The sequence below is a fragment of the Micromonospora sp. NPDC049175 genome (genome assembly GCF_043197345.1).
In the GTDB taxonomy this organism is placed as follows: domain Bacteria; phylum Actinomycetota; class Actinomycetes; order Mycobacteriales; family Micromonosporaceae; genus Micromonospora.
The window spans coordinates 367199-382127 of sequence record NZ_JBICSY010000001.1 but is presented as its reverse complement, the minus strand read 5'-3'; the positions used below and the strand labels follow the sequence as shown (position 1 = coordinate 382127).

Here is a 14929-nt window from a genome sequence, read left to right as displayed (position 1 = left end):
ATCGGGAGGCCGGGGTGCGTATCGCGACCCCGAGGGGACACCGGCGAGAGGTACGCGGCCCTACCCGCACCGGACCGCGGTTACGCATCACGCCTTTCGGGAAGGGGTGGTCCTGACGCGTACCTCCTCAGTGGACGGAGACCGACATCCTGGACAACCTTGCCGTGGTCGGCGGCCCGAAGTCGCCGGTCTCCCCACCGGTCATGATCGGCTTCTTCGTCCTCGTCGCGGTCGCCATCGTCGTCATCCTGTTCCTGCGCTCGCGCAACAGATAGCACCACGCGACCGTCCGGTCGGCTCGGGTTCCGGGCGGTGATAGGCGTGTCGCTCGACGAGTGCCAGTCTCTCGGCGGTCCTACCGGGTCGGCCGATTGTCGACCAGCGGCACCTCGCGGATGAAGGACGCGCACAGCAGCGCGACGGCGCCGGCCACCGCGGTGCCGATGGCCACGATGTGCAGGCCGTGCGTCACGGCCGCGGACCAGGCCGCCCGCACCGCCGGGGCCATCGAGTGGAGTTTCTCCGGGTCCAGTCGGGTGCTGCCCGAGGCGAGTAGGTCGGCCGAGCCGAGTCTGTCGGTCAGGGTGTTGGTCAGGGCGCCGAGGTAGAGCGCCCCGAAGAGTGCCGCGCCGATGCCGCTGCCCATGGTGCGGGTCAGCGAGCCCATGCCCATGGCGGCACCGATGTCGCGCGGCTCCACGCTCATTCGGGTGATCAGGATCGTGTTCTGGATGAGGCAGCCGAGCCCGATACCGAGCGGGATTCCGACCAGGGAGGCGAGCATCGGGTTGGTGTCCGGCCCGAGCAGGAGCACCAGCAGCATGCCGACCACGACCCCGGCGCCGCCGATGATCGGCAGGATCCGGTAGCGGCCGGTCCGACGGATGTAGGCGGAGCTGCGGTTCATGACCACCACCATGCCGACCATCATCGGGATCAGCAGGAAGCCGCTCTTGATCGGGTCGACGCCGCGGGCGCTCTGGAAGTACTGCGGTAGGAAGTTGACGGTCGCGACCATCGTCACGTTGAACGCGAAGCCGAGCACCTGGGCGAGCGAGAAGTTGCGGGTGCCGAACATCCGGAACGGCACCAGCGGCTCGGGTGCGCGACGCTCGACGTAGACGAACGCGGCCGTGGCGACGACCACCACCGCGGTCAGCCCGATGATCAGCGGGGAGTCCCACGCGTACGTCGTGCCGGCCCAGCCGGTGACCAGGGTGAGGCAGACCACCGCTGCGGTGAGCAGCACCGTGCCGAGGTAGTCGATGCGCACCCTGGCCGCCTTCGGCCGCATCGGGACGTTGACCCCGATGACAGTGCCGAGCAGGCAGAGCAGTCCGAACGGGACGTTGACGTAGAAGATCCAGTGCCAGCTGAGCGAGCTGGTGATGACGCCGCCGACGAGCGGGCCGGCGATGAGCGCGATGCCCAGCAGCAGTCCCGTCCAGCTGGAGATCCGGGTGGACTCCCTGGGCGGCAGGAGCGCCTGCACCATCGCCATCGCGCCGACCAGCAGGCCGCCCGCGCCGACACCCTGCAACGCCCGGAACGCGATGAGCTCGCTCATGCTCTGGGCCAGGCCGCACAGCATGGAGCCGGCCAGGAAGACCGCCACCGACAGCAGGAACATGGTCTTGCGGTTGTAGAGGTCGCTGAGTTTGCCCCAGACCTGCGTGGAGGCGGCGATCGCCAACGCGTAGGAGGTGATGATCCAGGTCATCGACGTGAGTCCGCCGAGGTCGCCGACGATGCTCGGCAGCGCGGTGGCGACGATGTAGCTGTCCATCATGCCGAGGAACATGCCGAACAGCGCGCCGGCGATTCCGAGCTTGAAGAGTCGAGGGTATGCCGTCGCCTGCTCCGGCGGCGAGGCCGTGGCGGCGGTGGTCGTCTCGGGCATCGTGTCTCGGCCTGCTGTCCCGTTCTGTTGCTGACTATTCACTGTTGGCTGCTCCCGGGGCAGGCGGCATCGCGGGCGCACCGGGGCGCCCGTCCGCCGTGGAGAAGGGAAAAAGTCGGCTTACGTACGTGGTGGAGGAAGCCCTTCGGCGATGCCGTCGAACACCTCGCGGAGCACCCGCGACATCGCCACCGTTGGGTCGGTCTGCACGTAACGGTGCAGGACCGCGTTGACGGCGCCGATCGTGACGTTGGCGACCAGCCGTGGATACAGATCGAGCTTGGGGTCGGTGCCGGTGCGCTCGGCGATCGCCTCGACCAGGTCGTCGACGGTGTTGCGGGCCAGGGCGACCTGCATCTCCGGCGTCGCGTTGAGCTTGCGGATCTCGAGGATCTGCTCGTCGGTCGGCCGGCCGAACGGGACGCCGTCGTCGCGCAGCGGCTCGATCAGGGCCTCGGCGATCGCGGTCCACAGCGGTTCGGCAGCCGGGCGGGTGCGCAACAGCTCGGCGCTGCGGTGGATGCGGTGGTTGACCCGGTAGGCCAGCGCGTCGTACTTGCTGGCGAAGTAGTTGCTGAACGTCCGTAGGGACACCCCGGCTCGCGCCGCGACGTCCTCCCGGACGAAGTTGTCGAGGCCGCGTTCGAACATCAGCTCGAGAGCGGCATCACTGAGCGCCTTGCGGGTGTCGCGCTTCTTGCGCTCGCGCAGCCCGAACGATGCTTCCTCCGGCATGGGAGAAACAGTACCCACATGATTGCCCTGAAGGCAAGTTTGCCTACAGGGCAGTTTCGATCCAGGTTGTCAGCGTTGCTCGCCCAGTGCTCCGGGCAGCCGCGGGTGGGTGCGGGTCTCCCAGGCCCACTGGGCGATGCCGACGCGATTTCGCACCCCCAGCTTGCGGTGGACGCTGGCCAGGTGGGTCTTGACGGTTCCGGTGGTGATGAACAGCCTGGTGCCGATCTCGGGGTTGGTCAGGCCGTCGGCCACCAGGGAGACGATCTCCATCTCGCGGTCGGACAGCGCCGGCTCCGGTGTGCGGCCGGGCGCGGCGGTGGCCCTGGAGAGTTCGCGGAGCAGCCGGACCGTCACGGTGGGGCTGATCAACGCGTCGCCGGCCACCGCGGCGCGGACCGCCTCGGTGAGAAGCGCCGGCCCGGAGTGTTTGACGAGGAATCCGCTGGCGCCGTGGCGGAGCGCGGTGTGCACGTAGGCGTCGAGGTCGTAGGTGGTCACCACCACGACCCGGGCGGCGACGGGAGCGTCGGCCGCGCAGAGCCTGCGCGTGAGTTCGAGTCCGTCCATCCCGGGCATGCGGATGTCGGCGATGACGACGTCGGGACGCAGTCGCTCGGTCAGGGCCAGCGCCGTTGCCCCGTCGGCGGCCTCGCCGACGACCTCGATGTCCGGGGCGGCCCCCAGGATGGTGCGGAACCCGAAGCGAACGGAGTGCTGGTCATCGGCGAGGAGTACGCGGATTGTCATGCTGCCGCCCGCAGCACGTCGGCGGGCAGGTCGACGCGTAACTGCCAACCGGAGGGCGGGTGCGCGCCGTAGTCGAGCGTGCCACCGAGCATGTCCACCCGTTCGGCCAGGGCGTTCAGCCCGGTGCCGCTGTGCCGTCGCACCGGATCGCGTGGACCGTGGACCGCGACGGGGCTCTGCTGGTCGGCGGGCGAGCTGTTCGTCACGGTCACGGTGACGCCTCCGAGGTTGCGGCGCAGCCGTACGTCGACGGCGGCGCCGGGGTGGGCGTGGCGGCGCACGTTCGTGAGCGCTTCGACAACCACGCGGTAGACGGTCGTGCTCGCCTCGGGCAGCAACGAGGATTCGAGCCCCGGATCGACAGCGACGGTGACGGGCCCGTCCCAGGCGGCCGCGTACCGCTGGATCAGATTCGGCAGCTCGCTGGCATCCGGCAGGGGCGTACGGACCGCGCCGGTGACGTCCTCCAGCTCGCGGAGCAGCCGAATGGTGCGGTCCATCGCGTTCAACGCGCGGGTGCCGTCGGCTTCGATGGCCTGGAGCACGTCGGCGACGTCGACGCCCTCGTCGAGCAGGATGCGCCCAGCCTGCGCCTGGATCACCATGGCGCTGACGTCGTGGGCGACGAAGTCGTGGAGGTCGGTGGCGAGTTGGACGCGTTGCGCCCGGCGGGCCAGCCGTACCGCGCGTACCCGGGCCTCGTCGAGGCGGCGCAGGTACCGGCCGGCGGCGATGCCGGCGAACCCGGCCGACGACCAGAAGACGCAGACCGCGACGCGGTCGCGCCAACCCAGCTCGGCGGCGCCGGTGATCGGGACGGCCAGCAGACTCTCCGCGAGGATCGCCACGGCGACCGTCAGTACGGAGATGCGTGACGTCGCCACCCGGCACACCACGGCGAGGTAGGCGATCAGGACCGCCGTGGTCAGCAGGGGCCACGGCCCCGCCGGCATCGGAGCGCCGCCGTGGTGCCACAGCGCCACCGTGCCGAGCGACAGCACGGACACCAGGCCGCTGCTCACGCCGACCAGGTGGCGGGCGCGCGGCCAGACCGCCGCGTGCCCGGCGAGCGTCGCAACGGCCACCGCCGCCGCGACGGCGAGCGCTGGGTGGCCACCCGGACCCCAGAAACCGGCCGGTACGACGACAGCGAGGCAGGCGCCGATCGCCAGGCTCGCTCGTGCCGTACGGCCGAGGGAGTGCCGCCCGGACCGGACTCCCGGTGCGCTCAGCGAGATCACGAGTTCACGGTAACCGCGCCGCGTCGCCGGCCGGTATCTGCCGATCGGCAGATGGCGACGGGTTCCCGAGCGCGGAGATCCTGGCGTCACGATGCCGGTCACGGGCGTGGCCGGCTCATCCACGGGGAGGCAGAGATGCACGCGGCACTGACGGATGACGCCCCGGCGTCACGGCACCATCGATATGTCGCCGGCTGGCCGGAGGCCGGCGTCCTGGTCGGGTCCCTCCTGCTGGTCGCTGTCGGGGTCCTGTGGTGGCTGCGCCCCAGCAGCTATCCGTTCGGCCCGCGGGACCGGTTCGCGGACCTGTCCCTCATGACCTACGTGCCGTCGGACACGGCTGTCGCGCTCGCCCTGACAGCCGGCGTCGTCGGGCTGGCGCTGGCCAGCCTGCTCCGCAGCGGCCGGGCCGGCGCGGCGGTCCGGGTCGGCGGCATCGTGGTCGCTGCCGTCGCGGCGACGCTGCTCGGCTTCCTGGTTCCCGACATTCAGGTGCTCACCATCACCGCGTACCTGATGACGCTGGCAGTGCCTGCCGCGATCACCGCCGCACTGGCCACGCGCCTGTTCAGGTCGGCGAGGCCACGCAGCGGTCGCGCCGCGGGCATCGGTGGCATCGCCGTCGGAGCGGCGGCCTTCGTCGCGCTGCTGCTGTGGTTGGGCTACATCGCCCGCGACGCCGAACCGATCGGATACCGGCCGTTCGTCGTGTTCGGATCCCTGGCCGTCGGCGTCTGTTGGGCCGCGGTGCTGGTCCGTCTCCTGCGACACCACCGCGGCCACTGCCAGTCCTGTGGTCGACCCGGAGCGGCCTGGACGACACCAGCGTCCGCATCGTCTTGGGGTCGCGTCCTGACCTGGTCCGCCGCCCTGTGCCCACTGCCGTACGTGGTGACCAGACTGAGCTGGCTGACGCCCTGGCCCATCGGGGAGAGCGCCGACACCCTCGCCGCGCATCCGGGTCTGCGCATCTTCGGACTGGCCCTCGCGGTCGCCGGCGAGGCCGGTACCTGGCTGACCCTCGGACTGATCCGGCCCCGCGGCGAGGTCTTCCCACGCTCACTGCCATTCCTCGGGGGTCGGCCGGTACCCGTCTACGCGGCGGTCGTACCCGGACTGGTCGTGGCCCTCATGATGTGCATCGCCGGTCACTCGCTGGTGCAGCAGTCCTTCGGCGCTGGCAGCGACCTCTCGGATCACCTCCTGGTCCTGCTGATGCCCTTCCCGCTCTGGGGGCTCCTGCTCGCCACCGCCACCCTCGCCTACTGGTACCGGCGACGCCCCGAATGCCGTGTGTGCACACTCGCCACGACGAGCGGTTCCGCGACGAGGGAGGCGTGATGGGCGCATTCGTGACCACGTGGGCAGCCGGCGACTATCCGGCCATGGCACGGCGGCTGATGCCGGTCGCCGAAGCCGTGGTGGCGGCCGCCGCGCCGGGGCCGGACGACCGGGTGGTCGACGTGGCCACCGGTACGGGCAACGCGGCGATCCTTGCCGCACGGCGCGGCGCCCGTACCGTCGGGGTGGACCTGGAGCCCACGCTTGTGGAACTGGCCCGGCGTCGCGCCACGGATGGCGGCCTGGCGGTCGACTGGCGGGTCGGCGACGCGGGCCGCCTACCGCTTCCCGACGACTCGGCCGACGTGGTCCTGTCGGTGTTCGGCGTGATCTACGCGAACGACCACGAAGCGGCGGCCCGAGAACTGGGCCGGGTGTGTGCCCCCTCGGGCCGAGTCCTGCTGGCCGCGTGGACACCTGGCAGTCTGTTGCCGGCCATGGGTCAGGTCCTCGGCGGATATCTTCCGCCACCCCCGGCCGGAAGTGCCCCGCCGAGCCGGTGGGGCGACGCCACGCTCGTCGGACAGCTCCTGGCGGCCGCCGACTTGCGGATCACGTCGACTGTCGTCCACCGGTTGGGTTTGAGCTTCGCCGACGCCGACGCGGCGACCAACCTGCTCATCGACACCGCCGGGCACGTCGTCGCCGAACGGGAACGGCTCATGGCCCAGGGCCGGTGGGAGGCGTTGCGCGCGGACCTGCGCTCGTTCGTCCGCGACCGTGGGGTCGCCGACGGCGGTCGCTTCCGGTTGGAGGCGGAATACCTGCTCACGACGGCCGTACCGGCAGCAGCGGTGACACCGTGACCCGGGCCGACGCCGCGCTGCACCACGCCACCCGCCGTTGAGGACGCCGGGTCAACCGGTGCGCGTCTCTTCGACGCGACGCGCCGCCCGGGACGGAACCCGGGCGGCGCGTCGCCGGCAGAGGCCGGATGCGGTACTAGGCGCGCGTGCTCCACTGCTGGTTGGCGCTGCCTTGGCAGGCCCAGAGGTGCAGTTGCGTTCCGTTGGCCGTGCCGGAGTTGACGGCGTCGAGGCAGAGCCCCGACTGGGCCGAGGTGATGGTGCCGTTGGAGTTCAGGTTCCACTGCTGGTTGGACTGGCCGTTGCAGTCCCAGATGATGACAGCGGTGCCGTTGCTGCTGCCCGCCCCGCTGGCGTCCAGACATTTGTTGCCGTAGACGGTCAGGGCGCGGTTGGAGGTGTGGGTCCAGCGCTGGTTGGTGCGACCGTGACAGTCCCACAGCGCCGGGCGGGCCCCGTTCGTGGTGCTGGAACCGGGGACGTCGACGCAGCGGCCGGACTGGTTACCCACGATCTGCACGTTCTGCTGACCACCCGGCGGCGGGCTCGACGGCGGGGGAGTGGTGGTGGGCGGTGCGCTGGTGGGCGGCACGCCGGACCCGAACTGGCTGAAGAACCGCCACACCTCCTGCTTGACCCAACTCCGCGCGCCGCTCTCACAGCCGGCACACCCGTCGACAGGCCCCTGCTGGTGGCCACCGTCGAACGCCGCCCAGACCACCGGGTATCCGGGCTGGCACGAGTAGGCGGTGGTGATGTGGGTCAGGCTGCCCGCCCTCGGCTCCGGCGGGGTCTGCGCGGCACAGCCGTTGTTCCGGACGAACCTGTCGCGCAGCGACCGTCCGCTCCCGATGTTGTCGTTGATGCCGTGAATCCCCAGGTACGCCACCGGCTGGGTGCCGCCGCTGCACCCGCTGATCGCGCCGGGGGCCGCGATCGCCGCGACCGCGCGGAAGACGTTCGGCCGGGAACACGCCAACGAGTAGCTCATCGCGCCGCCGTAGCTGAACCCGACCGAGAAACGTTGGGTGGTGTCCACGCAGAGCGCGTTGTCGATCATGCGGATCATGTCGTCGGTGAAGGTCACGTCCTCACCGTTGGCGTTGCCCCAGCCGCCGCCGATGCCCTGCGGGGCGACGAAGATCGTCGTGTTGTTCGCCTGGGAGAGCATGCCGTAGTAGGCCCACGGAGCTCCGTCGGAGCCGCCGCCCGCGACCTGACTCGAGGTGCCACCCAGCCAGTGGAACCCGAAGGCCAGCCGGTGGGCATAGGTGTTGTCGTAGTTGTCGGGCAGCCGAAGGATGAAGCTGCGGCTCTTTCCGCTGCTCTGGATGGTGTGGTTGCCGCTGCTCAACCCGGGTGCCTTGCCGCAGCCGGCGGTGGTGGCGGCGGACGCCGATGCGCCGGTCATGATGACGTACGCACCGACGGCGACGAGCATCATGGCGGCCATGGCCGCCCCTATCCAGGGGGTGGAGAGTTTTCGAAGTGGCACAGTCAAACCTCCTCAGGTTTGCGTTGCTGACGATGTGGCTCTTTACCCGCGTTTGTGACACGCGGCTGGGCGGACGTCCCGTTGTGGTTGTCGGGACAGCGGCCAGCAGGGGACGGCGTGGCGGGACGCGGCGATGCCGACGTCCGCATGGGCGGGGACGGGCGGCGCGGCGGCGCTCGCCTGTCGTCCGGGCACGACGACTGTGCGTCCTGCCGCGACCGTGGGGATGTTGCTGGCCGCCCGTACGCGGGTATGACGCGTGCACGCGGAGCTGACTGTCGACCGATCCGATGGCATCGTGATCCTTCCGCAGTCGAGATCCGTTTACCGCGCCGAAATAGATTAGCATCATCGTCTGACGTATGACGTCGTTGCCTGACGTGGTGCTGACCAGTGGTCAGATTCGGTGACTCGGGGTGCCCTGTGCGGTAACGATCCGCAGGTCAGAGCATCGGAGCGAGTCCGTTCTCCGGTCGTCCTTCCCCAGGCTGAGCGATTGACCTCCGTCACTATGAGTCGCCGATCGCGCACCAAGGAGTGAGATCGGGTCCGCAGGGGGTCGGGTAGACGGGCTCGCATCTGGACGCTGGCACCGAGCGACCCCCGGCGGCATGGTCGAGGGTGTGTCGAGCGCTCCTCGGGGTAGCGGTAGGGAAGCACACAGGCAACCCCGGAGGAGGACGAGATGACCGACCCCAGGTACGTACCGTTCGCGCTTGCCGCGCCCGAACAGCTCATCGACGACGACGGCGCGGGTGCCGACTCTGGCGGAGAGATCGTCGGCGCGGACGACGCGAGGGCCGACGCCGCCCGGACCGGAGCCGACGTGGACCTGTCCCACGCCTCCCGCGACAGCGACGGCGTGCCGACCGGCGCCGCGGATGCCGAGGCCGACCGCCAGCGCGCCGCCGGCGACGGGTGACCCGCGACGGCCCCGTCGTCCCGCACGACTCCACAGCCGAGCACGGGACGGCCCGGGGGCAGGTGGCAGACTCATCGGCGTGAACGACGTGGCCGCATCGTCGGTGGATGGTGAGCTGGAGAGTGTCAGTCTGGTGGACCTCGCCGTCTCCCGGCTGACCCGGGAGATCCTCAGCGGCAAGAGCGACCCGGGCGAACGCCTGGTGGAGGAGCAGTTGACTCGGCGGCTGGGGATCAGCCGGGCTCCGTTGCGGGAGGCGCTGCGGTTGCTGGCCCAGCAGGGGTTGGTCGAGCACGTGCCGCGGCGGGGCGTCCGGGTGGCCACCCTGTCCGACCGCGACGTGCGGGAGCTGTACGAGCTGCGGGACGTCCTGGAGCAGGTCTCGGTTCGGGCCGGGATCCCGGTCGGCCGGGAGAGCGACCTGGCCGGGTTGCGGGCGACCCTGGATCGGATGCGGGAGGCGACCCGGGCCGGTGACCGGATGGCGGTCGCCGAGTCGCATCGGGAGTTCCACGTCGCGCTTGTGGCGCTCGCCGGTAACCGTCAGCTCTCCGCCGTGTACGGGTCGATCCTGGTGAAGTTGCAGCTCTACATGGCGATCAATCTGCGCCGGGAGGCGGAGCTGGCGCAGCCGCTGGACGGGGTACACCGGCACGAGCGGCTGTTCGAGGCGGTCGCCGGGGGAGATCCGGAGGAGGTGCTCTCCGTGCTCGCCGGGCACGGAGCGCGCTCGTACCTCGGTTAGGCGGGTAGGGCGGCCGGAGTGCCGTCATGTCGTCGTTACACAGCGCGCTGGTTCTCGTAACAGTTCGGTCGACAATCGACTGTATGCCAGAGCCAGCAGAGTCCATGTCGGAGCTTCGGTCGGCGTACCGCGACGGTGGCCTGACCCCGGCGGCCCAGGCCGAGCGCGTCCTGGATGGACTGGCCGGGCGTGCCGACGGACCGGTCTGGATCAGCACCGTCCCGGCCGATCGCCTGCGCGCACGCGCCGAGTCGCTGACCCGCCACGGTGATCCCGCGCTGCCGCTGTACGGGATCCCGTTCGCGGTCAAGGACAACATCGACGTGGCCGGCATGATCACCACCGCCGGCTGCCCCGACTTCGGGTACCGGGCCGCCGAGGACGCGCCGGTGGTGCGCCGGCTGCTCGACGCCGGTGCGATGCTCGTCGGCAAGACCAACCTCGACCAGTTCGCCACCGGCCTGACCGGCGCGCGCTCGCCGTACGGCAGCGGCGAGAGCGTCTTCGGCGGCGGGCTGATCTCCGGTGGCTCCAGCTCCGGCTCGGCCGTCGCGGTCGCCGCCGGCCAGGTCAGCTTCGCCCTGGGTACGGACACCGCCGGCTCCGGTCGGGTGCCGGCGGCGCTCAACGGGATCGTCGGCCTCAAACCGACCCGGGGCCTGCTCAGCGCGGCCGGCGTGGTCCCGGCCTGCCGCTCGCTGGACTGCGTGTCGGTCTTCGCCGCCGACGTCGCCGGCGCCGTCGAGGTGTTGCACGCGGCCCGTGGCGTCACGGCGGCCGACCCGTGGGGGCGTCCGCTGCCGGAGGAGCGGGTGGTTGCCCGCATGCCGGGGACGCTACGCCTCGGGGTGCCCCGGGCAGAAGACCTCGAGTTCTTCGGCGACGCCGGGCAGGAGGCCCGGTTCGTCGCCGGGGTGCAACGGCTGCGCACCTTCGTCGGGACCCCACGGTCCGTGCCGCTCGGCGACTTCTTCGAGGCCGGCGACCTGCTCTACCGGGGACCCTGGGTGGCCGAACGGCTGGTCGCGCTGGACGGCTTCCTGCGGTCGCATCCCGAGTCGGTCCTCGCGGTCACCCGGGCCGTGCTGGAGACCGGGCGGCGCTACGACGCGATCGACGCGTTCCGGGGCCAGCACCGCCTGCGCGAGCTGCGCGCACAGGTCGACACGCTCTGGCAGGACATCGACGTGCTGGTCGTGCCCACCGTCGGCACCACGTTCACGCTCGACGAGATCGCCGAGGACCCGATCGGGCGCAACGCCATGCTCGGCCGCTACACCCAGTTCGCGAACCTGCTCGACCTGGCCGCGGTGACCGTACCCAACGGGTTCACCAGCACCGGCCGCCCGGCGAGCCTGACCCTCATCGGCCCGGCGTTCAGCGACACCACCCTGGCCCGGCTGGCCGCCACCCTCACCGACGGCAGCGCACCGACCCGCACGGTCGAGGTCAACCCACCACCGGCACAGCGCCCGGTGGAACTGCTGATCGCCGTGGTGGGTCGGCACCTGACGGGCGAGTCCCGCAACGGTGAACTGGTCGAACACGGTGGCGCCCTCGTCGACACCGCCCGCACCGCACCGCTCTACCGGCTCTTCCGGATGGACACGCCCGACGGCGAGGGACTGCCCGGCCTGGTCCGGGTGGCGCCGGACGGACCGGCGGGCCATCCGATCGAGGTCGAGCTGTGGCGACTGCCCGGTTCCGCGGTCGGCGGGTTGCTGGCCGGGGTCCCGACCCCACTCTCGCTCGGCTGGATCCGGCTCGACGACGGGCGCGACGTGCTCGGTTTCCTCTGCGAGGCGTACGCCGTCGGCCCACCGGCCGAGGACATCAGCGCCACCGGTGGGTGGCGGGCCTACCGGCGCGCCGCCACCCGGCGCTGACGTGCCAGCACCAGCGATCACGACAGGAGGCGAGAGGATGGGCACCATCGGGCCGGTACCGGCCAACCCCTACCCGTGGCCGTACGACGGCGCGGCGGACACCGCGCGTACCGCACTGCTCTGTATCGACTGGCAGACCGACTTCTGCGGGCCGGGCGGCTACGTCGACGCGATGGGTTACGACATCGGCCTCACCCGGGCCGGTCTGCCGGCCACCGCCCGGCTGCTGGAGCACGCCCGATCGCTCGGAATGCTCGTCGTGCACACCCGGGAGGGGCACGACCCGCAACTGTCGGACCTGCCGGCGAACAAGCGGTGGCGGTCGGCGCGCATCGGCGCCGAGATCGGAGCGGCCGGCCCGGCCGGCCGGATCCTGGTCCGGGGCGAGCCGGGTTGGGAGATCGTGCCCGAGGTCGCCCCGGTGGCCGGTGAGGTGATCATCGACAAGCCGGGCAAGGGCGCGTTCTACGCCACGAACCTCGACCTGGTGCTGCGTACCCGGGGCATCACCCACCTGATCCTCACCGGCATCACCACCGACGTCTGCGTGCACACCACGATGCGCGAGGCGAACGACCGGGGCTACGAGTGCCTGATCCTCTCCGACTGCACCGGCGCCACCGACAAGGCCAACCACGACGCCGCACTGCACATGGTCACCATGCAGGGCGGCGTCTTCGGCTGCGTCACCACATCCGACGACGTCATCGCCGCCACGGCCCAGTGAGGTGCGCCCATGCTGACCATCCCCGCCGCACGGCCCGGCCCGTACACCTTCGACCTCTCGACCACGGCGCTGCTCGTCATCGACATGCAGCGCGACTTCCTGGAACCCGGCGGGTTCGGTGCGAGCCTGGGCAACGACGTCGGCCAACTGCGTCGTACCATCGCGCCGCTCGCGGCGCTGCTGGCCGACGCCCGCGCCGTCGGCCTGACAATCGTGCACACCCGCGAGGGGCACCTGCCCGACCTGTCCGACTGCCCACCGGCCAAGCTCAGCCGCGGAGCGCCCAGCAGGCGGATCGGTGACCCCGGACCCAAGGGCCGGATCCTCATCCGCGGCGAGTACGGCCACGACATCATCGACGAGCTGGCCCCGCTGCCCGACGAGCCGGTCATCGACAAGCCCGGCAAGGGCGCCTTCTACGCCACCGAACTGGACGCCCTGCTCGTGAAGCGGGGCATCCGCAGTCTCCTGGTCACCGGGGTCACCACCGAGGTGTGCGTGCACACGACCGTCCGGGAGGCCAACGACCGTGGGTACGAGTGTCTCGTGCTCGCGGACTGCGTCGGGTCCTACTTCCCCGAGTTCCAGCGGGTCGGGCTCGACATGATCGCCGCCCAGGGCGGGATCTTCGGGTGGGTCGCCGAGTCGGCGCAGGTCCGCGCCGCGCTGCCCACCACCGGAGTGTTGCAACCCTCTTCCTGACCGGGAGCAGCCATGGTCTCGACAAAGCCCACCGTCGCCCCGCTCCCGTACTGGGTACGCGGCGACACCAACGCCTTCTTCGGCTTCGGCGTCAACGTTCTGGTAAACGTGCTCACCCTGACCGGGCTCTGCCTCGCCGTGGTGAACCTTCCCGAGGGGGAGGTGTTCGGCACCATCCTGCCGGCGCTGGGCATCGCCCTGGTCGCCGGCAACATCTACTACACCCACCTGGCCCGCCGACTGGCCCGACGGGAGAACCGCACCGACGTGACGGCCCTGCCGTACGGGCCGAGCGTGCCGCACATGTTCATCGTCATCTTCGTCATCATGTTGCCGATCTACCTGCGTACCCAGGATCCCGTACGGGCCTGGGAGGCCGGGCTGGCGTGGGCCTTCATCATCGGCGTGATCGTGCTGATCGGCGCGTTCGTCGGGCCCTACATCCGCCGGTACGCGCCCCGGGCCGCGCTGCTCGGCACCCTCGCGGGGATCTCCATCACGTTCATCTCGATGAACCCGGCCGGGCAGATGTGGCGGATGGCCTGGGTGGCCCTCCCGGTCCTCGCGCTGTTGCTGATCGGTCTGCTCACCGACGTGAAGCTGCCGTTCAACTTCCCGATCGGGCTCGCCGCGCTGCTGCTCGGCACCGCGATCGGCTGGGCCGGCGGTGCGATGTCGGTGCCGGACGTGACGGCTGCGGCCCGGGACATCGCGATCGCCGTACCCTCGTTCAAGCTGGACCTGCTCTTCACCGGGCTGGCCGACATGGCGCCGCTGCTGGCGACGGCGATTCCGCTCGGCGTCTACAACTTCACCGAGGGCATGACGAACGTGGAGAGCGCCGCCACCGCGGGGGACAACTACAACCTGCGCAGTGTGCTGCTGGCCGACGGTGCGGGCGCGGTGATCGGGGCCGCGCTGGGCTCGCCCTTCCCGCCGGCCGTCTACGTCGGACACCCGGGGTGGAAGGCGGCCGGTGGACGCAGCGGCTACTCGATGGCGACCGGCGTGGTGATCGCGGTGCTCTGCTTCCTCGGCATGTTCGGGCTGCTCGGCGCGATCTTCCCGACGGCGGCCATCGTGCCGATCCTGCTCTACATCGGGTTGCTGATCGGGGCGCAGGCGTTCCAGGCGACCCCCCGGGCGCACGCCGCCGCCGTGGTCGCCGCGCTGATCCCCAACATCGCGGCCTGGGCGACCGGGCAGATCGACAACGCGTTGGCGGCGGCCGGCACCACCGCCGCCGCGGTCGGCGACGACGCCCTCAACGGCGCGGGGGTGATCTACGACGGGCTGCTGGTGCTCGGTCAGGGTGCGATCCTCGCCGGCCTGGTGCTCGGCGCGGTGGTGGTCTTCATCATCGACAAACGGTTCGTCCGGGCCGCGATCTTCGCCGGCACCGGAGCGGTGCTGTCGTTCATCGGGCTGATCCACGGCGAGCGGATCGAGTGGAACGCCAACGGTCAGGTGGCACTCGGCTACCTCTTCGTCGCGGCGATCTGCGCGGTCTTCGCGCTGGGTCGCCCCACACCCCGCGAGCCCGACCCGGAGGAGGCCGCACTGGACCGGGAGCACGGCCCGGCTGACGTCGGCACCGATCGGACCGACGGCGAGCGGCGGACGTCGGCGCTGAGCGGCTGAGCCGGCGGGCCCGGTCGGAGGCCTCCCGGCCACCGACC

At 71.0% G+C, this 14929-nt stretch carries 13 protein-coding genes; 8 read left to right on the top strand and 5 right to left on the bottom strand.

Translation table 11 applies throughout. From position 1 onward, the window contains the following. Positions 1–355 precede the first annotated feature (355 nt). From ACGFH8_RS01615 to ACGFH8_RS01600, 4 genes are all read right to left on the bottom strand, one after another. Positions 356–1900, bottom strand: coding sequence for an MFS transporter (locus ACGFH8_RS01615; protein ID WP_393361780.1), 1545 nt, complete (start codon positions 1898–1900; stop codon positions 356–358). A gap of 120 nt (positions 1901–2020) precedes the next feature. Next, complete coding sequence (locus ACGFH8_RS01610) at positions 2021–2635, bottom strand: TetR/AcrR family transcriptional regulator (protein ID WP_393361777.1); 615 nt, start codon at positions 2633–2635, stop codon at positions 2021–2023. A gap of 69 nt (positions 2636–2704) precedes the next feature. Then, positions 2705–3385: a response regulator gene (locus ACGFH8_RS01605; protein WP_393361774.1), complete on the bottom strand. Its 681-nt coding sequence runs from the start codon at positions 3383–3385 to the stop codon at positions 2705–2707. Continuing rightward, positions 3382–4626: a sensor histidine kinase gene (locus tag ACGFH8_RS01600; protein WP_393361771.1), complete on the bottom strand. Its 1245-nt coding sequence runs from the start codon at positions 4624–4626 to the stop codon at positions 3382–3384. Before ACGFH8_RS01600 ends, ACGFH8_RS01605 begins: the two co-directional genes overlap by 4 nt. A 135-nt stretch (positions 4627–4761) precedes the next feature. Between ACGFH8_RS01600 and ACGFH8_RS01595 the strand changes: the two genes are divergently transcribed. Both ACGFH8_RS01595 and ACGFH8_RS01590 read left to right on the top strand, forming a co-directional pair. Continuing rightward, positions 4762–5967, top strand: coding sequence for a hypothetical protein (locus tag ACGFH8_RS01595; RefSeq protein ID WP_393361768.1), 1206 nt, complete (start codon positions 4762–4764; stop codon positions 5965–5967). Continuing rightward, positions 5967–6773: a class I SAM-dependent methyltransferase gene (locus ACGFH8_RS01590; RefSeq protein WP_393361765.1), complete on the top strand. Its 807-nt coding sequence runs from the start codon at positions 5967–5969 to the stop codon at positions 6771–6773. The genes ACGFH8_RS01595 and ACGFH8_RS01590 overlap by 1 nt, the downstream gene beginning before the upstream one ends. 136 nt (positions 6774–6909) lie before the next feature. On the opposite strand, the gene ACGFH8_RS01585 is transcribed toward ACGFH8_RS01590, so the two are convergent. Then, a complete protein-coding gene (locus tag ACGFH8_RS01585; RefSeq protein ID WP_393361762.1) occupies positions 6910–8226 on the bottom strand; it encodes an RICIN domain-containing protein in 1317 nt (438 codons plus the stop codon). A gap of 727 nt (positions 8227–8953) precedes the next feature. Between ACGFH8_RS01585 and ACGFH8_RS01580 the strand changes: the two genes are divergently transcribed. The 6 genes from ACGFH8_RS01580 to ACGFH8_RS01555 all read left to right on the top strand — a co-directional run bounded on the left by ACGFH8_RS01580 (position 8954) and on the right by ACGFH8_RS01555 (position 14891). Further along, the gene (locus ACGFH8_RS01580; RefSeq protein WP_393361759.1) at positions 8954–9190 is read left to right on the top strand and encodes a hypothetical protein; all 237 of its coding nucleotides are present in this window, start codon (positions 8954–8956) and stop codon (positions 9188–9190) included. A gap of 79 nt (positions 9191–9269) precedes the next feature. Then, a complete protein-coding gene (locus ACGFH8_RS01575; protein ID WP_393361755.1) occupies positions 9270–9935 on the top strand; it encodes a GntR family transcriptional regulator in 666 nt (221 codons plus the stop codon). An 83-nt stretch (positions 9936–10018) separates the two neighbouring features. Continuing rightward, a complete protein-coding gene (gene atzF, locus ACGFH8_RS01570) occupies positions 10019–11821 on the top strand; it encodes an allophanate hydrolase (protein WP_393361752.1) in 1803 nt (600 codons plus the stop codon). A 37-nt stretch (positions 11822–11858) separates the two neighbouring features. Continuing rightward, positions 11859–12548, top strand: a complete 690-nt coding sequence (locus ACGFH8_RS01565; protein ID WP_393361749.1) for a cysteine hydrolase family protein — start codon at positions 11859–11861, stop codon at positions 12546–12548. A gap of 9 nt (positions 12549–12557) precedes the next feature. After that, positions 12558–13250, top strand: coding sequence for a cysteine hydrolase family protein (locus ACGFH8_RS01560; protein WP_393361746.1), 693 nt, complete (start codon positions 12558–12560; stop codon positions 13248–13250). Between the two features lie 12 nt (positions 13251–13262). Continuing rightward, complete coding sequence (locus ACGFH8_RS01555; protein WP_393361743.1) at positions 13263–14891, top strand: regulator; 1629 nt, start codon at positions 13263–13265, stop codon at positions 14889–14891. Positions 14892–14929: the final 38 nt, after the last annotated feature.